Genomic DNA, 19339 nt, shown 5'->3' on the forward strand with positions numbered 1-19339 from the left:
GATCCGCATACGCGGGCGATATGCCGCGCCGCCTACCCTCCGGGCATGCGCGTGCTGGTCGTGGAGGACGAACCCCACCTGGCCGAGGCCGTGCGCGACGGCCTCCGGCTGGCGGCGATCGCGGCCGACGTCGCGGGCGACGGCGACACCGCCCTGGAGCTGCTGGGCGTCAACTCCTACGACATCGCCGTGCTCGACCGCGACATCCCCGGCCCCTCCGGTGACGAGGTCGCCCGGCGCATCGTCGCCTCCGGCAGCGGAATGCCGATCCTCATGCTCACCGCCGCCGACCGGATCGACGACAAGGCGTCCGGTTTCGGGCTGGGCGCCGACGACTACCTCACCAAGCCCTTCGAGCTGCGGGAGCTGGTGCTCAGGCTCAGGGCGCTCGACCGCAGGCGCGCCCACCGCAGGCCACCGGTGCGGGAGGTCGCGGACCTGCGGCTGGACCCGTTCCGCCGCGAGGTCCACCGCGCCGGCCGCTACGTCGCGCTCACCCGCAAGCAGTTCGCGGTGCTCGAAGTCCTCGTCGCCGCCGAGGGCGGTGTCGTCAGCGCCGAGGAGCTGCTGGAACGGGCCTGGGACGAGAACGCCGACCCGTTCACCAACGCGGTGCGCATCACCGTCTCGGCGCTGCGCAAGCGCCTCGGCGAGCCCTGGGTCATCGCCACCGTGCCCGGCGTCGGCTACCGCATCGACACCGGGCACGGGGGAACCGGGCACGGGGACACCGGGCACGGGGACACCGGGCGGGGAGCGGCGGACCGTGGGTAGGCGGCCCGGTCCGAGCGTCCGCCTCAAGCTCACCCTCAGCTACGCCGGGTTCCTGGTGCTCGCGTGCACCCTGCTGCTCGCCGCCGGGGTGCTCTTCTACCTGCGGGGCCTGCCCGACGACGCGGTCCACGCCACCGACGACTTCCAGATCAACCGCTACGCCATCGTGCGCGCCTTCGTGCCGTTCCTGGCCACCGCGCTGGTGTTCCTGCTGGTGTTCGGGCTCGTGGGGGGCTGGTTCCTCGCCGGCCGCGTGCTCACCCCGCTGACCCGCATCACCGACGCCACGCGCCGGGCCGGGGACGGGTCGCTCTCCCACCGGGTCCGGCTGCCGGGCCGCGCGGACGAGTTCCGCGAGCTGGCCGACGCCTTCGACGCCATGCTCGCGCGGCTCGAAGCGCACGTCGCCGAGCAGCGGAGGTTCGCCGCCAACGCCTCCCACGAGCTGCGCACCCCGCTGGCCATCTCGCAGGCGCTCCTCGACGTCGCCCGCGACGACCCCACCGGGGACCGGGACGAGCTCGTCGAACGCCTGCACACCGCCACCAGGCGGGCGATCGACCTCACCGAGGCCCTGCTGGTGCTCAGCCGGGGCGACCGCGGGGGCTTCGCCCGCGAGCCCGTCGACCTCTCCCTCCTCGCCGAGGAGGCCGTCGAGACGCTGCTGCCCCTCGCCGAGCGGCGCGGGGTCGCGCTCGACGTCACCGGCGGGACGGCGTGGGCCGCCGGCTCCCCGGCGCTCCTGCTGCGGGTGGTGACGAACCTCGTCCAGAACGCCGTCGTGCACAACCTCCCCGCCGGCGGCACCGCGACCGTCCACACCGGAACGGGGCACGGCGTGGGCGTGCTGCGGGTCGAGAACACCGGCCACCCGCTGCCGCCGGAGCTGGTGCCGCCCCTCACCGAACCCTTCCGGCGCGGGACGGGGCGCACGCGTACCGACGAGCACGCCGGCGTCGGCCTCGGGCTGGCCATCGTGCGCAGCGTCGTCCAGGCGCACGACGGCACCCTCGACCTCGCGCCCCGCCCCGCCGGTGGCCTCCTCGTCACGATCGGGCTCCCGGCGCCGCCCGGGGAGCCGGGGACCTCACCCCGCGGAGCCGCGGTGGGCACGTCGGGGCGCCGTCGCGGTGCGGAGCGCGGTGGCCGAGCGGACGAGTGACGTGATCGCCGGTGAGCGGCTGCCCGAGGGCCACGCGATCACCGTGGTGATGTCCGGCGCGTCGACCACGGGCACCGCGACGTGGTCGGGCCACTGCCAGGCGCGGCTGGAGGCGGGGATGACGAGCAGCGCCTTGCCGAGCGCCACGAGCTGGGCGAGCTGCGACTGGGTGCGCACCTCCGGTCCCGGTCCGTCCGGGTAGGACCCGTCGAGCCGGGGCCACCGGGCGATCGGCAGGTCCGGCACGTCGCCGACCTCCGCCAGGGTGAGCCGGTCGCGCGAGGCGAGCGGGTGCCTCGCGGGCAGGAGCGCGACCTGGCCCTCCACGCAGAGGTCCTCGGTGTCGAACCCGGCGAGGTCGTCGACCGGCCGGTGCATGATCGCCACGTCGGCGCGCCCGTCGCGCAGCGCCCGCGCCTGTTCGCCGACCTCGCACAGCAGCACCTCGACCGGTGGCGCACCGGGTTCGCGCGCGACCGCGTCGAGCAGCCGTTGCAGCAGCTCGTAGGACGCCCCGGCCTTCGTCACGAGCACCAGCGGTCGCTCCGCGTCCCCGGCGCGGCGCGTCCGGCGCGCGGCGGCGGCGACCGCGTCGAGGGCGGTCCGGGCCTCGCGGAGCAGCACCGCGCCGGCGTCGGTGAGCGCGGTCCCGCGGCGGTCCCGGTCGAGGAGCCGGACGCCGAGCCGCCGCTCCAGCCGGCTGATCGCGCGGGACAGCGGCGGTTGCGCGATCCCGAGCCGGTCGGCGGCGCGCCCGAAGTGCAGCTCCTCGGCGACGGCGACGAAGTAGCGCAGCTCGCGGGTCTCCAGGTCGTCCACGGGCGGAGCCTACCCACTGATACCCGGCGGGTATCAGGAGGTGCCGGACCTGTCTTGGACACGGGCGCGCGCCCCGTCGAGCATGGACCACGTGGACGACAAGAAGATCGCGCTGGTCACCGGCGCGAACAAGGGAATCGGTCTCGCCGTCGCCCGGGGGCTCGGGGCCCTCGGCTTCACGGTCGCGGTGGGCGCGCGTGACGGGGCCAGGCGCGCGGAGGCCGTCGAGCGCCTGCGCGCCGAGGGCGTCGACGCGGTCGGGGTCGCCCTCGACGTCACCTCCGACGACAGCGTCGCGGCGGCGGCGGCGACCGTCGAGCGGACGGCGGGGCGGCTCGACGTGCTCGTCAACAACGCCGGCATCGCCGGCCGGCTCGACGGCGGCGCGCAGGACCCGACGACGCTCGACCTCGACGTCGTCCGGACCGTCCTCGACACGAACGTGTTCGGGGTCGTCCGGGTGACGAACGCGATGCTCCCGCTGCTGCGCCGTTCGGCCTCGCCGCGCGTCGTGAACATGTCGAGCAACATGGGCTCGCTGACGCTGCGGACCGGGCCGGTGATGGCCGCGTACGCACCGTCGAAGTCGATGCTCAACAGCATCACGACCCAGTACGCGCGCCGGCTCGCCGACACGAACGTCATCGTGAACGCCGCCTGCCCCGGTTACGTCGCGACCGACTTCACCGGCTTCGCCGCGCCCCGGACGCCCGAGCAGGGTGCCGCCGTCGCGATCCGGCTCGCCACCCTGCCGGACGACGGACCGCGCGGCGGCTTCTTCGACGACGGGGGCGTCGTCCCCTGGTGACGCGGGGCCGAATGCCGGAACTGGGCCGTTCGAGCGCGGTCAAGACTCCGCCCGGTCAGCCGTTTTCACACGCCGCCGGTGCCGAGCGTGTGCGTCGGGCACGCCGGAACCGCTTCGGCTGGGCCATGTCGTGCGTCTTCGATCCACCGGCTGCGCGGGGGTAACACGGCGAACGGGAGGGCCGACACCACTCGGGGGCGGCACGACGTCGGCGCCGACCCGCACCCCGCGCACACGACCGTCCCGAATGGACTCCGGATGGGGTCCGGCGTTCGGCGGCGCCCGCGAGCGCGGTGGCGATCCGGAGAGGAGCACTCCCCCATGTCTTCCCGCCAACGCGCCGTCGCGGTGCTGGTCCTGGCACTCGCCTGCGCCGGTGCCGCGCCGCCCGCCCAGGCCGAGGCACCCCACCAGGTGGTGTCCATCGCGCAGGCCCGGTCGTCGCCGCTGGGCGCGGTGGTCACGGTCGAGGGCACCGCCACCACCCCGTCGGGCGCGTTCGAGTCCAGCTTCTTCGACAAGGGCTTCGCGGTCCAGGACCGCTCCGCCGGGATCTACGTCAGCACCGCGGTCGACGCGGGGGTCGCGCCCCGCGACCGCGTCCGGGTGACCGGCGTGCTGCGCGACAGCGCCGGGCTGCGCGTCCTCGTGCCCGCCGACCCGGCCGCGGTCCGCGTGCGCGGCAAGGGTCCCGCGGTCCGCCCGGAGCCGGTGACCACCGGTGCCGTCGGCGAGGCCACCGAAGGGCTGCTGGTGCGCGTGGTCGCCACGATCACCCGCCCCCCGGCGCAGGACGCGGAGTACGGGTACAAGTTCTTCGTCGACGACGGCTCGGGTGAGCTGACGATCTTCGTCAACACCCAGGCCGGCATCGACCTCTCCGGTCTCGCGGTGGGCCAGGTCGTGCGGGTCGCCGGTTTCAGCAGCCAGTACGACACCCACCACGAGATCGACCCGCGATTCCCGGACGACATCGTCGTCCGGCGGCAGCACAACTGAAGAAGAGGAAGAAGACCCCCATGGGCTCCAGAGCCGCGTTCCCGGACCACACCGACCAGGAATTCCTGGACGGCATCGTGCAGAGCATCAACGACTACCGCGCGAAGCACGGCGCGGCCCCCGTGCAGCTCGACCCGGAACTGGTGGAGTACGCCAAGTCCCGCGCCGCGCTGGTCTCCACCGAGAACTACCTCAACCACGGCCACGCGGGGCTGCGGACCGGCTTGGGGGAGAACCTGTCCTGGCAGGCGTCCTCCGCGCCCGGCGTGGCGGCGACCACCGGGGCGACCGGCAGCTGGTACGGCGAGATCAAGGACTACGACTTCGCCCTGCCCGCCCCCGCCGACTCCTCCAAGACCGGCCACTTCACCCAGCTCGTGTGGAAGGACAGCGCCCGGGTCGGCGCCGGCCGCGCGTACGGCAAGGGCGGCGACTGGTACGAGACCTACATCGCCCTGGTCTTCTCCCCCGCCGGGAACATGGAGGGCGCCTACCAGGCGAACGTCTCGCCGACCGCGTGACGACCGGGAGCACGTGCCGGGAGCGCCACTGACGCGCTGAGCGCGCCGCCGCCCGTGCCCACCCGCTCGCCCGGTCGCCGCGCGCGCCGCCGTCCCGCCGTCCCGCTGGGCCGAGGGGCCCTACTCGACCGCGGTGCGCGCGGCGGCCGGGGCGATCTCGGCGAGCAGGCCCTCGACCAGCGCCTTGATCTCGTCGCGGATCGGTCGGACGGCCTCGACGCCCTGCCCGGCGGGGTCGGTGAGCTTCCAGTCCAGGTAGCGCTTGCCGGGGAACACCGGGCAGGCGTCGCCGCAGCCCATGGTCACGCAGACGTCCGCCTCCCGCACCGCCTCGTGGGTCAGCACCTTGGGGCTCTCGGCGGAGATGTCGACGCCGACCTCGCGCATCGCCTCGACCACCGCCGGGTTGACCCGGTCGGCGGGTGCCGAGCCGGCGGAGCGGACCTCGACCCGGTCGCCGGCCAGGTGGGACAGCCACGCGGCGGCCATCTGGGAGCGGCCCGCGTTGTGCACGCAGACGAACAGCACCGACGGCTTGTGCGGCGCGGTCGCGTCGGGACGGGCGGCGGGATCGGTGCTGGTGGCGTCGGTCATCGTGCTCCCTCGTGGTCGGGCCGGGGCGCCACGACGCGTCCCGGGTACAGCAGGCGCAGCAGCGGGACCGCGATCGCCACCGCGACGAGCTGCGCCAGCACGTAGGCGGGCACGGAGGTCGGGGCGATGCCGGCGAAGCTGTCGCTGAACACCCGGCCGACGGTGATGGCCGGGTTGGCGAAGCTGGTGGAGCTGGTGAAGAAGTACGCCGCGCCGATGTAGGCGCCCACGGCGGCGGGCGCGCGGTCGGCGCGGCCGGAGCGGGTCAGCGAGAAGATCACCAGCAGCAGGCCGAGGGTGGCCACGACCTCGGAGAGGCCGTGCGACCAGGTGGCGCGGTCGGTGGTGGAGATGCTGACCGGGGCGGCGTCGAACAGCACGTTGGCCAGGACCGCGCCCGTCACGCACCCGGCGACCTGGGCCGGGACGTAGAGCGCGAAGCGCCGCCACGGCAGGTCTCCGAGCACGGCGTCGAGCAGGGACACCGCCGGGTTGAAGTGCGCGCCGCTGACCGGTCCGAAGACGAGGATGAGCGCGTACAGGCCCACGGCGGTCGCGGCGGCGTTCTCCAGCAGCTGGAGGCCGACGTCGTCGGGCGAGAGCCGCTGGGCGGCGATGCCGGAGCCGATCACGAGCGCGGCGAGCAGGAGGCTGCCGAGGAACTCGGCGACCAGGGGGCGGAACACGTGCCGCGTCATCGGGGGTTCCGTTCTCGGACGAGGTGGTGCTGCGGGGCCGGCGGTGGGCCGAGCCGGGCGGCGGTGCGGGTCAGGGGGCGCGGGTCAGGGGGCGCGGACGGCGGGCACCAGGCGCTCGACCCGGTCGGCCAGGTCGCGGTAGGCGGCGTCGAAGGCGTCCTCGGTGCCGACCGCGGCCGGGTCGGGCACGGACCAGTGCAGCCGGTCGGCGGGGTCGAGTTCCTCGTGCGCGCTGTCGCACACCGCCACCACCAGGTCTTCGGGGCGCACCACCTGCTCGACGTGGTGGGTGCGGGCGCGACCCAGCGACAGGCCGTGCGCCTTCGCGGTGGACACCGCCATGGGGTGCACCCGCTCGGCGGGTCGCGTGCCGGCCGACGCGGCGGGCACCCCGCTGTGCGCGGCCCACAGCGCCGCCGCCAGCTGCGACCGCGCGGAGTTGCGGCTGCACACGAACACCACCCGCGACGCCCGCCGCACCCCCGAGGGCACCAGGCCGGACAGCGCCGCCGTCCGCAGCCGCAGGTAGGTGCGGCGGGCGTCGCCCTCCGAGCGCGAACGCAGCACCAGCCCCGCCTGCTCCAGCAGCTTCACGTGGTGGGCCAGCAGGTTGCTGGGCAGCCCCAGCTCCCGGCCGACCTCGCTGGGCGAGGCGTCGCCGAGCAGCAGCAGGTCCACGACCGCCAGCCGCGCGGGTTCGCCCAGCGCGGCGTGCAGGCGTGCCCGCGCCACCAGACCGGGAGGCCAGTCAGTGCTCATTGACTCAATGGTGGTTGACCGTCTCGCCGTTCGTCAAGTCGGGCGCACGACGCACGGGGAACCGCCCGGCCGGGTCCGTCGTCGGACGGCACCCGGTCGGGCGGGGATGGCGGTTCGACCAGGGGGTCAGGCGGTGGAGCAGGGCGCGCCGTTGAGGGTGAAGGAGGCCGGCTTGGCCGTGTCACCGGTGTGACTGGCCTGGAAGCCGATGTCGACCGAGCCGTTCGGCGGGATCGCGCCGTTGTAGGCGGCGTTGCGGGCGGTCACCTGCCCGGAGTTGGGCGAGTAGCTCGCGTTCCAGCCGGAGGTGATGGTCTGCCCGCCCGGCAGGGTGAAGGCCAGCGACCAGCCGTTGACGGCGGTGGTGCCGGTGTTGGTGATGGTGATGCTCTCGGTCAGACCGCTGCTCCAGGCGTTCACCGTGCTCCTGACCCGGCACGCGCCCGTGCCCGGCGTCGTCGTCGTGGTGGTGGTCGTGGGAGTGGTGGTCGTGGTGGTCGTGGTCGTCGTGGTGGGGCCGCCGGTGCCGTCCAGGCCGAAGAACGCGACGGCGCGCGCGGCCATGCCGGCGGACGGGAGGCTGTGCCCGGCGCCCTGGATGCTGTACGCCTCGACGAGGGTGGTGCCGGAGGCGTCGTTGAAGCGGCGGCGGTTCCAGTTGGGCTGCGGGGTGTCGCTCGACGTCGGCGTCTGGCTCAGGCCGAACACGTCGGTCCACTGCTCGACCGACTCCTGGAGCAGCGAGTAGGGCACGAGGGTGTCGGCGCTGCCGTGCCAGAGCTGGACGCGCGGCCGGGTCCCGGTGTAGCCGGGGTTGGCCTGCCGGACGGCGTCGCCCCACTGCTGCGGCGTGCGGTTCGCGCCGCCGCCGCCGGTGCAGCGGCTGTTGCCGGGCGGGTAGTCGGCGGCGTTCGCGAAGCAGTTGAAGGGCACGCCCATGAACGCGGCGCCGGCCTTGAACACGTCCGGGTACAGGGCGAGCATGTGGTTGGTCATCATGCCGCCGGAGGACGAGCCGGTGGCGAAGACCCTGCTCGGGTCACCGCCGTAGCGCTGCTGGACGTGGGTGACCATCGAGATGATGGAGACCGGGTCGCTGCCGCCGCCGCGCCGCTTGGCGGCGTCCGACCAGGTGTCGAAGCACTTGCCGAACCCCGCCTCCTGCTGGGCGCTGGGGTAGACGACGACGAACCCGTGCCGATCGGCCAGCGAGGCGAACTCGCTGCCCGAGTAGAACCCGGGGCCGGAGCCGCCGCAGCCGTGCATGGCCACCACGATCCCGGGGTTGGCGGGGCGCGAGTCCGGCACGTAGACGTGCATGCGCATCCCGCCCGGGTTCGCGCCGAACCCCGTGACCTCGGTCAGCGTCGCCGCGGACGCGGGTGCGGGCGCCGTGGCCACGAGGCCGGCCACGGCCAGCGACGCGGCCGCGGCGAGCAGGGGACTTCGGGTGATCTTCATGCGGGGGACTCCTTTGTTCCGCGCGCGGTCGGACGACCGTGGAGGGGTGCGCGGGCGGCCCGCGGTGCGGCGGCGCGGACCCGCTCGCGGGTCGCCGACGGGGGACCGGCGTCGACGGCGGTGCCCGATCTCGGCGTGCCCGGCACCCGACCACCTGTCGTATGACAGTTAGCTTGCTCGCCGGCCGAAAAACTGTCAATCGACTGTCTCGGTTCGACCGCGACCGGCTGCCGGACCCGCCCGAGGTCACCGCCGGTGGCCTGTCGGTGGGAGCGCGCCGCGCGCCGGTCGCCACGCGCCGGGCCGATTACAGTCGGTGCCGACCGCCCGCCCGAGCCCCGCCGGAGCCGCCGTGACGAGCCCTTACGACATCGAGGAGATCTTCCCGGACGACGGGTCCGGGCAGGTCCGGCTCCCCCGGCGGCAGTCGGGCAACTCCCCGCAGGGCCTCGCCGTGACGCTGCTCGCCGACTACACGCTGCGCACCCGGGCCTGGCTGCCGTCGGCTGCCATCGTGGCCCTGCTCGCCGAGGCCGGCGTGACCAGCGCCGGCGCCCGCACGGCCATCAGCCGGCTCGCCCGCCGGGGCGTGCTGGAGGGCAGCAAACGGGGGCGCAACAGCTCCTACCGGCTGACCCGGTCCGCGGCGGCCGTCCTGTCCGCGGGCGGCCGGTCGATCGCCTCCGCGGCCGAGGCGGGCGCGTGGGACGAGCACTGGACGCTGATCGCCTTCTCGCTCCCCCAGGACGAGGTCGCCCGGCGGCGGGAACTGCGCACGCGCCTGCGGTGGCTCGGGTACGCGCCCCTCTACGACGGCCTGTGGATCTCGCCGCACGCCCTCACCGAGCAGGCCAGGAAGCACCTGGCCGAACTCGCCTTCGGCGCCGTGACGGCCTTCCGCGCCAAGCACGTCGAACTCGACGCGGTGATCCACCGCGACCCCCTCGACGCCTGGGACACGGCGGCCATCGCCCGGCAGTACGAGACCTTCATCGACAGGTGGGGCCCGCTGCTCGACGACGTGCGCGCCGCCCGCGTCACCGGGGCCGACGCGGTCCGCGCCCGCACCGAGGTGATGGACACCTACCGCCGCCTGCCCTACCTCGACCCGCGGCTGCCCGCCCGCCTGCTCCCGCCCGGCTGGCTCCGGGAACCCGCCCGGGCGCTGTTCGCGGCCGTGTACGACAACCTCGCCGCCCCCGCCGAGGACTACGTGCGGGCCGTCGCGGGCCGGTACACCGACGAGCCGCTCACCGACATCCGGGCGCACACCACCACCGACCTGTTCGACGGTCGGCGGGACGCGACCGCGCCGAGCCCGGTCACGTAGCCGGGGGGCGCACGCTGTCCCGCGCCACGAGGGTCGGCTCACGGCTGCGCGGCACCTCCCCCGCGCCGTCCTCCCCCGCGCCGCCCCCGCCGGTCTGGGCCAGCAGCAGGGCCAGGGCGTCGCGGGCGACGGCGTCGAAGTCGGGGCGGACGGTGGTCAGCGGCGGGGTGAAGTGGGCGGCCTCGGGCACGTCGTCGAAGCCGACGACGCTCACGTCGTGCGGCACCCGCCTGCCGGCCTCGTGCATCGCCCGGAGGATGCCCAGCGCCAGGTGGTCGTTCGCCGCGAACACGGCGGTGAGGTCGGGCACGCGGGCCAGTTCCCGGCCCGCGCGGTAGCCGGACGCGGCGCTCCAGTCGCCCGGCACGACCGGTGGCGCTTCCAGCCCCGCCGCCTCCAGGGCCGACCGCCAGCCGCGCACGCGGCCCGCGCTGTCGAACCAGTCCTCCGGGCCGGACACGTGCCACACGGCGCGGTGACCGGCGTCGATCAGGTGCCGGGTCGCCGCAGCGGCGCCGGCCACCTGGTCGACGGTGACCGTCGGCGTCGCGCGCCCCGGGTCGCCGTCCACCATCACCAGGGGCGTCGCGGACCGGACGGCGTCGACCGCGTCGTGCACCGGGGCGGTGGGCGCGATGACGACGATGCCGGCCACCTGCCGGCCGTAGTGCCACTCCAGCGCCCGGGACACCGACCCGGGGTCGAGCACGTCCACCCGCAGGGCGGTCACCACGAACCCGGCCTCGGCCGCCGCCTGCTCGATGGCCGCGAGCAGCGAGGCGGGTCCGTACAGGGTGGAGTTCTGCGCCACCACCCCGATGAGCTGCGAACGGCCCGTCACCAGGGCGCGGGCCACCTCGCTGGGCCGGTAGCCCAGTTCGGCGATCGCCGCCCGGACCCGCAGGCGCGTCTGCTGGCGGACGTGCGGGTGCCCGTTGAGCACCCGCGACACCGTCTGGTGCGAGACGTTGGCGAGCCGGGCCACGTCCGCCATCGCGGGCACCCCGGGAATCCTGTTCCCCACCGCCGTCCCCTCTGCTCGAACGCGCAGCCGCCCGCCGGGGGGAGGGCCCGGTGGCACCCGGGCCCTCCCCCGTCGACCGGGGTCAGCCGACCCGGCAGGAGAGGACGGGCCAGTTCCAGTTGCCGCCGTGCTGGACGGTGAAGCCGAACGTGTTGCCGGTGCCGTTGGGGCGCGCGGTCATCACGTTGGCGCTCTCCCACGTGGCGGTGGTGTTCCAGGTGGCGATGATCCGCTGCGGCGAGCTGACGGTCACCGTGACGACCCAGTTGTCCGTGCCCGAGACGGTGACCTGGCCGTTGAAGCGGTCACTCCACTTCTGCCCCTCGGAGTACGTCGCGGTGCAGCTGCCGCCGGGGTTCTGCGGGGTGGTGGTGGTCGGGTCGGTGGTCGTCGGGGTGCTGGTGCCCGAGCCGCTGTTCAGGACGTTGAGGACCGACGTGTACGCGGCCTTCTTGTTGCCGCTGCCGTCGAACAGCAGCGGGGTGCCGGAGGCGCGCCACGAGTCGGTGTCGCGGATGCCCCACACGGTGATGCCGGTGCAGCGGGCGACCGAGAGGCACGCCTGCACGACGCCCTGGTACTGCTGGGCCTGCGTCGACCCGGAGCCCTCGATGTCCAGCTCGGTGATCTGCACGTCCACGCCGAGCGCGGCGAAGTTCTGCAACGTGGTGTGGTAGTTGCTCGGCACCGGGTTGCCGCTGTTGAAGTGGGCCTGGAAGCCGACGCAGTCGATGGGCACGCCGCGCGACTTGAAGTCCTGCACCATCCGGTACACGCCCTGGGTCTTGGCGTGCGACCAGTTGTCGGTGTTGTAGTCGTTGTAGCAGAGCTTCGCGCCCGGGTCGGCGGCGCGCGCCGCGCGGAACGCGGCCTCGATCCAGTCGTTGCCGGTGCGCTGGAGGTTGGAGTCGCGCCGGCCGCCGGAGCTGCCGTCCGCGAACGCCTCGTTGACGACGTCCCAGGCGTAGATCTTGCCGCGGTAGTACGTGGCGACCTGGGTGACGTGGTTGAGCATCGCCTGGCGCAGCGTGGAGCCCTCCATGGACTGCATCCAGCCGGGCTGCTGCGAGTGCCACGCCAGGGCGTGCCCGCGCACCCGCTTGCCCTGGCCGCGCGCCTGGTTGACGATCCGGTCGGCGTTGCCGTAGCTGAACTGCCCCCGGTTCGGCTCGGTCGCGTCCATCTTCATCTCGTTCTCGGCCGTGACCATGTCGAACTCGCGGTTCAGGATGCCCACGTAGGTCGAGTCCGAGAGCTTGTTCGCCGCCACGGCCGTGCCGAAGTACCGGCCGCTCTGCTGCGCCGCCGCGGCGAGCGTGGAGGCGGCGCCGCTGGCGGGCGCCGCCACGAGGACCGCGGCACCCGCGGCCGCGGCCACCAGTGTGGACACGAGTGCGGCTCGTGAGACCGACTTCGCTGTCAGCTTCATGTTCGCGCTTTCTGAGGAAGTACCCGCACGGGGGCGGGTGGGGGACGGGTCGGAGCGGCTGGCGGCCCGCTCGGTGCGGGGTGGCCGAGGACTCTCGTCACCACCCGCTGTTGGCTCTGAAACCTTTACGAGTATTAACCGAAACAGATCGGCCGATCAAGCCCCAATTTCACATGCCTGAACCCATCCGTCCCTGATCCAGCCCCAGAACTACGCGCTCAACCAGGGGAAACACCATCAAAACCGATGCAGAAGTATCGAAAATATTCGAAACTTCGTGCGCAACTCTTGCCTTGCGCAGGCTCTTGAGCAGGTCCTCAAGCCGGCGTCGAATCGTCGTGCGGACCGTGCTCGAACCAGTCGAACCACGCGGTGCCCTCGACGGCGTACACGCCGATCACCCGGCCGGTGAAGCCGGTGGCGACCTCGGTGGACAGGTACCTGCCGTCCAGCTCGGCCAGCGGCTCCGGGTCGTCCCCGACGTGGAAGGCGACGTAGTCGGGCGCGGCCACGTGCAGGCCCGCGGGCTCCCCGTCGCCCGGTGGCGACTGCCGGTCCAGGCGGGTGGTGATCACGAGGGTGACCGGTCCCGGCGGCACCGGGCGCGTGGCCGTGCTCTGGCGCAGCGGTCCGATGCGCGCGACGACGCCGACCTGCCCGTCGGCGACCTCCAGGTCGTAGTGGTGCGCCTCGTCCAGGCGCACCGACAGGCCCGCGCGCCCGGAGCCCGGGTCGAGGAGGACGGCGGTCCGGCTCTCCTGGTGCTGCTGGCGGCGGCCGAAGAAGGTGGCGCCCGGCCGGTCCAGCGTGGGGCCGGTGGCGTGCAGGGTCAGCCACCCCGGCCGCTCGGTCAGCGACCACGAGCCGTCCGGGCGCGACCGGGGCGAGATCCACCGGGGGTCGGGCTCGGGGTCGTCGAAGTCGTCGCGTCGCGGGGCCGGTTCCAGCGGTCGCGGCGCGCCCGGCGCGCGTTCCCGCAGCTCCACGGGACCCACGCGCGGCCAGCCGTCCTCCCACCGCACGGGGGTGAGGAAGGTTTCCCGGCCCAGCACGTGGAAGTTCGGGCTGTAGCCGCGCGGGCGGGTGGCCAGCAGGACCATCCACCACTCGCCGTCCGGGGTGGTGACGAGGTCGGCGTGGCCGGTGCTCTGGACCGGGCGGTTGGTGCCGCGGTGGGTCAGGACCGGGTTGTGCGGCGCGGGTTCCCAGGGGCCGTGCAGCGAGCGCGCCCGCGCCACGGCGACGGTGTGGCCGCGCTCGGTGCCGCCCTCCGCGATCAGCAGGTACCACCACTCCCCCACGCGGTACAGGTGCGGGGCCTCCGGCCACTGCAACCCGGTGCCCTCCCAGGCGGGCAGCGGCCCCTCCAGCACCTTCCCCGACCCCGGGTCGACGCGGGCGACCTGCACGCCGAAGAACTCCGCCCCGTGCGCGCCGGCGAAGGCGCACCAGCAGTTGCCGTCCTCGTCCCAGACCAGGTCGGGGTCGATGCCCGGCAGGTCCACCCACACCGGGTCCGACCACGGGCCCTCGGGCCGCTCGGCGGTGACGAGGAAGTTGCCGCCGCTCGACACGTTCGTGGTGATCATCCAGAACCGGCCGTCGTGGTGCCGGATCGTGGGCGCGTAGATGCCGTCGGAGGCCGCCGCGTCGGGCGGCAGCGGGAGCTGGGAGGGCCGGTCCAGGACGTTGCCGATCTGCCGCCAGTGCACCAAGTCGCGGCTGTGGAAGATCGGCACGCCCGGGAAGTACTCGAAGCTGGAGCACACGAGGTAGTAGTCCTCGCCGACCCGGCACACGCTCGGGTCCGGGTGGAACCCCGGGATCACCGGGTTGTCGTAGAACGGCGCTTCGGTTCTCGGTGACGTCATGTCTTCCCTTGTCGTGCGGGGGGGTTTCAGCCCTTGAAGGCGCCGTCGAGGATGCCGGCGACCATGCGGCGGCCGACGACCACGAACAGGACCACGAGGGGGACGGTGGCCAGGAACGAGCCGGACATGGCGAGCCCGAGGTCCACGTCGTAGCTGTTCTGGAGCGCCTTGATGGCGATCTGGGCGGTGTAGCGCTCGGGTGACTTGAGCACGATGAACGGCCAGAGGAAGTCGTTCCACGCGGTGACGAACCCGAACAGGCCGAGCACGAACGCGGCCGGCCGCACGATGGGGAACGCGATGCGCCAGAACACCTGCCACGTGTTCGCGCCGTCGATCGTGGCGGCCTGCACCAGTTCGTCGCTGATCGTCGCCGTGATGTGCTGGCGCATCCAGAAGATGCCGAACGCGCTGGCCAGACCGGGCACCACGAGGGCCTGGAGGGTGTCCACCCAGCCCAGCCACGACATGATCATGTACTGCGGGATGACGGACAGTTGGGTGGGCACGGTCATGGTGAGCACGACGACCAGGAACAGGGTGTTGCGGCCCGGGAAGCTCAGCTTGGCGAAGGCGAACCCGGCCAGCGCGCACAGCACCGCCTGGCCCACCCCGATGGCGGTGGCCACGGCCAGGCTGTTGAGCAGCGCCTGCACGAACGGCACCGTCTCCAGGACCAGCCCCAGGAGGTGCAGGAAGTTGTCACCGGGCACGACCTCGGGCGGCATCCGCGTGGCCGTCGCGGTGTCCGTGGTGGCGACGATGAACATCCAGTACAGCGGGAACAGGCACGCGACGGTGGCCACCGCCAGCAGCAGGTAGGTCCACCACCGGACCCGGCCCGGGTGCCGCCGGCGCGGCGCGGTGGTCGTCATCGGTCCGCCTTGATCCGGGTGGACAGCAGGTAGTTGACCGCGGCGATCACCACGACCATGGCGAACAGCGCGACGCCGATCGCCGAGCCGTAGCCGAACTCGAACTGCCCGAAGCCCTGCTCGTAGAGGAACAGCGTCAACGTCTGGCACTGCCGCACCGCCCCGCACGTCAGCGGTGCGCCCGAGGCGATCAGCAGCGGCTCGGTGAAGACCTGGAGGCCGCCGATGGTCGAGGTGACCACGGTGAAGATGATCACCGGTCGCAGCGACGGCACGGTGATGTGGCGGAACCGCTGCCACGGGCCCGCGCCGTCGATGGCCGCGGCCTCGAACACCGAGCGGGGCACCGACTGAAGCGAGGCGAGGTAGAGCAGGGTGGTGTAGCCGAACCACCGCCACGTCACCATCGTGGCGATGAGGAGGTGGCTGCCCCAGGTGGACTGGACGAAGTCGACCGGCGACACGCCGACCAGCCCCAGCAGCCAGTTGAGCAGACCGTAGTCGCGGTCGAAGAGCTGCGCGAACACGATCGCGGTGGCCGCCACCGAGGTGACGTACGGGACCAGCATCGACATCCGGAAGAACAGCGCGAACCGCAGCCGGGCGTGGTTGAGCACGTGCGCCAGCACGAGGGCCAGCACGAGCTGCGGCACGGTGGACAGGAACCAGATGCTCACCGTGTTGCCCGCGGCGTTCCAGAACCGCGGGTCGGCGAACATGCGGGTGAAGTTGTCCGCGCCGATGAACACCTGGTCGCCGATGGGGTTCCAGTCGAACAGCGCGACGTAGAACGTGAAGGCGAACGGGAACAGGCCGAACACCGCGAAGAGCACGAAGAACGGCGCGATGTAGCCGTACGCCGACAGGCGCTCCCCCAGCCCCCGGGCGGTCCGGGGGGCGAGGGGCGGCGGCGCGACCGGTGGTGTCGGGGTGAGCACGATGGCCACCGCGCTCACCCGCCGATGGCGGTCTTGATGTTGCGCACCGCGTCGTCCCACGCGGTGGCCGGGTCGCCGCCGCTCTGCTCGACGTTGGTGATCGAGTTGAGGAACTCCTGGCCGATGGTCGCGCTGTCGGGACCGATGTAGAACGGCTTGAGCTCCAGCAGCGCGTCGGTGTAGATCTTGCCGGTCGGCGCGCCGGAGAAGAACGGGTCGGTCGCCTCGGCGACCTTGGCGTCCTGGTAGACCGAGGGCGTGGACGGCAGGGCGCCGGACCGGCCGAAGTGCTCCAGCTGCCCCTGCGGGGACTGCATCTCCTTGATGTACTCCCAGGCGGCCTGGGGGTTCTGCGCGCGCTTGGGGATGGCGAGGTAGCTGCCGCCCCAGTTGCCCGAGCCGCCCGGGATGCGGGCGATGTCCCACTTGCCGGCGGTGTCGGGCGCGGTGCTGCGGATCGAGTTGAGCATCCACGACGGCGCGGACACGGCCGCGTAGGCGCCCTGCGCCATGCCGGCGCTCCACGCGCTCTCGAACGACGACTGCCCGGCGGTGATCCCGGCGGTGGCCGCCTTGATGCCGAGGTCGAACGCCGTCCTCACCTGCGGGTTGCTGTCGTAGACCGGCTTGCGGTCCTCGCTGTAGTACTTCTCCGAGACCTGGTTGACGGCCTGGTAGAACACGCTGGTGGCCGCGTTGTCGGTGAACGCCTTGCCGGTGGCCTGCTTGTAGCGCTTCCCGGTCTCGATGAACGCGTCCCACGTCGGCCACAGGGCGCTCACCGCCTCCCGGTCGGTGGGCAGCCCGGCGGCGGCGAACAGGTCGGTGCGGTAGGCCACGGCCATGCCGCCGACGTCGGTGGGGATGCCGAGCACCTCGCCGTCCTTGGCGACGCTCTGCGTCATCACCCAGTCCAGGTAGTCGCCCTTCAGGTCATCGGCGCCGAGGGTGCGCAGGTCGACGAAGTTCTGCGGCTGCTGCACGAACTGCGGCAGGTTGTCGCCCTGGATGAGCACCAGGTCCGGCACCTTGCCGCCGGCCAGCGCCGTCGTCAGCGCCTGGGCGGTCTCGGTCGAGGTGCCCACCTCGGTCAGCTTGATCTCGATGTCCGGGTGCTTCTCCCGGTAGGCGTCCACGGACGCCTTCTGGTTGATGGCGGAGAACGACCAGAAGTCGAAGGACTTGCCGTCCCCGCCCCCGCCCCCTCCGCCGCCCGGCGTGCAGGCGGTGATCAGGGCGAGGGCCGCGGCGGCGGCGAGCAGCAGGGGCGGGCGGAAGGTCACGACGCTTCTCCAACGTGTGCGGCCAAGCGGCACGTGGCCGCGCGGGTTCCTGGGTGGCCGGGAGTTCCGGCGGGCACCGCGTCGAGCGGCACCCACCTCAGCGGCCGAAAGTTTCGCTTCCAACTCCGATTGTTAGCGCTCACGACCGTAAGGCGCGTCACACCGGCCGTCAAGGACGGGTCTCGGGAATCCGCGGGGATCACGCGCCCACCAGCGGCGTCGCCGAAGGCGGCGACCGGACGCCATTCACCGAAACAAAGGTGGAACACGGCGCGGCGCAGGCCCCGGCGGTGCGGTCCGCGCAATTCCGCCGGGATCGGGCCCGACCCGCCCGGCACCAGGTCTTCTCCGGCCCCACCGCGCGAAAGGTAACCGCGGCTCCGCCGGGCGGTCAACGCCGACGCCCAGCTAAAGATGTTTGCGTTAACTTTAGCTATTCGCACGAGACTTACCTCGGCGAAACATTTTCGTCATCTCTTGACCCGCTGTGCGCAATCCTCCACAGTCTTATGGACGCGGCGGACGTCCCTCCGACGGCGATGCCGACGCCTCATCGCACCCGCTTGCGCAAAAGAGCGCGAATCCCTGGTTTGTTAGCGCTAACAGCCATGGTTCGGACTCGGGTGGCCACCGCGTGCCCGGTCGGCGGACCCGGCCCCACCCCGGACCGGCCCACCTCCGAAGGAGACGTGATCACCGTGCACGGAATCGATCCACTCGCCCGGCGAACGGCGGCGGTCGGCGTCGCGCTGGCGCTGACCACCACGGCGGTGGCACTGGTCGGGGCGCAGTCCGCGTCCGCCGCCGCCGGCTGCCGGGCCGACTACGCCGTCTCCTCGGAGTGGCCGGGCGGGTTCGGCGCGAACGTGGTCGTGACGAACCTGGGCGACCCGGTGAACGGGTGGCAGCTCTCCTGGTCGTTCGCCGGCGACGAGCGCATCACCCAGTCGTGGAACGGGACCCACACCCAGTCCGGCGCCCGGGTGACGGCGACCAACGCCGCCTGGAACGGCTCCGTCGCCACCGGTGCCGCGGTGTCGTTCGGCTTCAACGGCACCTCCGGGGCCCGCCCGACGCCCCCGGCGGTGTTCACGCTCAACGGCGTGGCGTGCACCGGCTCCACCACCCCGACGAGCACCACGACCACGAGCACGACCACGACGACCACGACGACCACCACCACCACGACCACCACGACGCCGCCGAACCGCCCCGCCGTGGAGAACAACTTCGCGGTCACCCGGGAGGGCGCCTACGGCGACAACCGCTACACGGTGTTCCGCCCCTCGAACCCGCAGGCCGTCGGCCGCGCGCTGCCCGTCGTGGCCTTCGGCAACGGCGCGTGCGCGCACACCGACAACAGCGAGGTCACCCGCATCCTGACGTTCATCGCCTCCAAGGGCTTCGTCGTGGTCGACACCGGGTCGGCCAACGGCTCCCCCAACGGGGTGCCCAGCGGGTCGCCGATCCCGTCCCTGCTGACCGACGCGATCGGCTGGGCCGAGCGCGAGCAGAACCGCTCCGGGGCGGCGCTGCGGCAGCAGCTCGACCTGACCAGGGTCGCCACCGCGGGCCACTCGTGCGGCGGCATCGAGGCCCTCATCGCCGCCCAGGACGCCCGGGTCGACGCGACCGTGTCGCTGGACAGCGGCCTCTTCGCCGACGGCTCCTTCGGCTACTCGCGCGCCGAGCTGGGCAAGCTGCACGCGCCGGTGCTGTTCATGGACGGGGGCCCGTCCGACATCGCCTACGACAACACGCGGGCCAACTACGGCCTGGTCACCGTGCCCGCCGTGCTGGCCGAGCACCCGCAGGCCGGGCACGGCGGCTTCATCACCGGCGCCCAGGTGACCGAGGGCATGACCACGGTCGTCCAGTTCCTCGACATGGTCCTCAACGGCAACCAGACCGCCCGGAGCTACGTCCTCGACCCGTCCGGCCTCGCGTCCCGGTACCCGTGGGTCGTGGCCAAGAAGAACTTCTGACCCGCTCCA

At 73.1% G+C, this 19339-nt stretch carries 18 protein-coding genes; 7 read left to right on the plus strand and 11 right to left on the minus strand.

Annotated features, from left to right (window positions below; genetic code table 11):
• The first annotated feature begins 45 nt into the window (after nt 1-45).
• Both ACR807_RS34460 and ACR807_RS34465 read left to right on the plus strand, forming a co-directional pair.
• Entirely contained in the window at nt 46-774 is a 729-nt protein-coding gene (locus tag ACR807_RS34460; protein WP_438925677.1) for a response regulator transcription factor, read from the plus strand.
• Nucleotides 767-1936 (plus strand): sensor histidine kinase, encoded by a 1170-nt coding sequence (locus ACR807_RS34465; RefSeq protein ID WP_438925678.1) that lies wholly within the window; start codon nt 767-769, stop codon nt 1934-1936. The genes ACR807_RS34460 and ACR807_RS34465 overlap by 8 nt, the downstream gene beginning before the upstream one ends.
• Here ACR807_RS34465 and ACR807_RS34470 read toward each other — a convergent pair.
• The gene (locus ACR807_RS34470) at nt 1862-2755 is read right to left on the minus strand and encodes a LysR family transcriptional regulator (protein WP_438925679.1); all 894 of its coding nucleotides are present in this window, start codon (nt 2753-2755) and stop codon (nt 1862-1864) included. The two genes, ACR807_RS34465 and ACR807_RS34470, sit on opposite strands and share 75 nt — an antisense overlap.
• Before the next feature lie 91 nt (nt 2756-2846).
• Here ACR807_RS34470 and ACR807_RS34475 point away from each other — a divergent pair, with 91 nt between their 5' ends.
• The 3 genes from ACR807_RS34475 (at nt 2847) to ACR807_RS34485 (ending at nt 5083) form a co-directional block, all read left to right on the plus strand.
• Nucleotides 2847-3563 carry an SDR family oxidoreductase gene (locus ACR807_RS34475; RefSeq protein ID WP_438925680.1) on the plus strand — a complete coding sequence of 239 codons (717 nt, stop codon included), beginning with the start codon at nt 2847-2849 and terminating at the stop codon, nt 3561-3563.
• A 321-nt stretch (nt 3564-3884) separates the two neighbouring features.
• Entirely contained in the window at nt 3885-4562 is a 678-nt protein-coding gene (locus ACR807_RS34480; RefSeq protein WP_438925681.1) for a hypothetical protein, read from the plus strand.
• Nucleotides 4563-4582: 20 nt separating this feature from the next.
• Complete coding sequence (locus ACR807_RS34485; protein ID WP_438925682.1) at nt 4583-5083, plus strand: CAP family protein; 501 nt, start codon at nt 4583-4585, stop codon at nt 5081-5083.
• Nucleotides 5084-5203: 120 nt separating this feature from the next.
• Here ACR807_RS34485 and ACR807_RS34490 read toward each other — a convergent pair whose 3' ends face one another.
• From ACR807_RS34490 to ACR807_RS34505, 4 genes are all read right to left on the minus strand, one after another.
• Nucleotides 5204-5677 carry an arsenate reductase ArsC gene (locus tag ACR807_RS34490; protein ID WP_438925683.1) on the minus strand — a complete coding sequence of 158 codons (474 nt, stop codon included), beginning with the start codon at nt 5675-5677 and terminating at the stop codon, nt 5204-5206.
• Nucleotides 5674-6375, minus strand: a complete 702-nt coding sequence (locus tag ACR807_RS34495; RefSeq protein ID WP_438925684.1) for an aquaporin — start codon at nt 6373-6375, stop codon at nt 5674-5676. Before ACR807_RS34495 ends, ACR807_RS34490 begins: the two co-directional genes overlap by 4 nt.
• Before the next feature lie 84 nt (nt 6376-6459).
• Complete coding sequence (locus ACR807_RS34500) at nt 6460-7134, minus strand: arsenate reductase/protein-tyrosine-phosphatase family protein (protein ID WP_438925685.1); 675 nt, start codon at nt 7132-7134, stop codon at nt 6460-6462.
• Between the two features lie 126 nt (nt 7135-7260).
• Entirely contained in the window at nt 7261-8595 is a 1335-nt protein-coding gene (locus ACR807_RS34505; RefSeq protein WP_438925686.1) for an extracellular catalytic domain type 1 short-chain-length polyhydroxyalkanoate depolymerase, read from the minus strand.
• Between the two features lie 352 nt (nt 8596-8947).
• Here ACR807_RS34505 and ACR807_RS34510 point away from each other — a divergent pair, with 352 nt between their 5' ends.
• Complete coding sequence (locus ACR807_RS34510; RefSeq protein WP_438925687.1) at nt 8948-9925, plus strand: PaaX family transcriptional regulator; 978 nt, start codon at nt 8948-8950, stop codon at nt 9923-9925.
• Here ACR807_RS34510 and ACR807_RS34515 read toward each other — a convergent pair.
• The 6 genes from ACR807_RS34515 to ACR807_RS34540 form a co-directional block, all read right to left on the minus strand.
• Nucleotides 9918-10919, minus strand: coding sequence for a LacI family DNA-binding transcriptional regulator (locus ACR807_RS34515; RefSeq protein WP_438925694.1), 1002 nt, complete (start codon nt 10917-10919; stop codon nt 9918-9920). The two genes, ACR807_RS34510 and ACR807_RS34515, sit on opposite strands and share 8 nt — an antisense overlap.
• A gap of 112 nt (nt 10920-11031) precedes the next feature.
• Nucleotides 11032-12378, minus strand: a complete 1347-nt coding sequence (locus tag ACR807_RS34520) for a glycoside hydrolase family 10 protein (protein WP_438925688.1) — start codon at nt 12376-12378, stop codon at nt 11032-11034.
• Nucleotides 12379-12695: 317 nt separating this feature from the next.
• A complete protein-coding gene (locus ACR807_RS34525; RefSeq protein ID WP_438925689.1) occupies nt 12696-14249 on the minus strand; it encodes a glycoside hydrolase family 43 protein in 1554 nt (517 codons plus the stop codon).
• 26 nt (nt 14250-14275) lie between these two features.
• Nucleotides 14276-15124: a carbohydrate ABC transporter permease gene (locus ACR807_RS34530; protein WP_438925690.1), complete on the minus strand. Its 849-nt coding sequence runs from the start codon at nt 15122-15124 to the stop codon at nt 14276-14278.
• Nucleotides 15121-16080 (minus strand): carbohydrate ABC transporter permease, encoded by a 960-nt coding sequence (locus tag ACR807_RS34535; RefSeq protein WP_438925691.1) that lies wholly within the window; start codon nt 16078-16080, stop codon nt 15121-15123. The genes ACR807_RS34530 and ACR807_RS34535 overlap by 4 nt, the downstream gene beginning before the upstream one ends.
• Nucleotides 16077-17345 (minus strand): ABC transporter substrate-binding protein, encoded by a 1269-nt coding sequence (locus ACR807_RS34540; RefSeq protein ID WP_438925692.1) that lies wholly within the window; start codon nt 17343-17345, stop codon nt 16077-16079. The genes ACR807_RS34535 and ACR807_RS34540 overlap by 4 nt, the downstream gene beginning before the upstream one ends.
• 689 nt (nt 17346-18034) lie before the next feature.
• On the opposite strand from ACR807_RS34540, the gene ACR807_RS34545 reads away from it, so the two are divergent.
• Nucleotides 18035-19330, plus strand: a complete 1296-nt coding sequence (locus ACR807_RS34545) for a cellulose binding domain-containing protein (RefSeq protein WP_438925693.1) — start codon at nt 18035-18037, stop codon at nt 19328-19330.
• Nucleotides 19331-19339: the final 9 nt, after the last annotated feature.

Origin of the sequence: Saccharothrix sabaoui (assembly GCF_051756985.1) — a bacterium.
GTDB lineage: Bacteria > Actinomycetota > Actinomycetes > Mycobacteriales > Pseudonocardiaceae > Actinosynnema.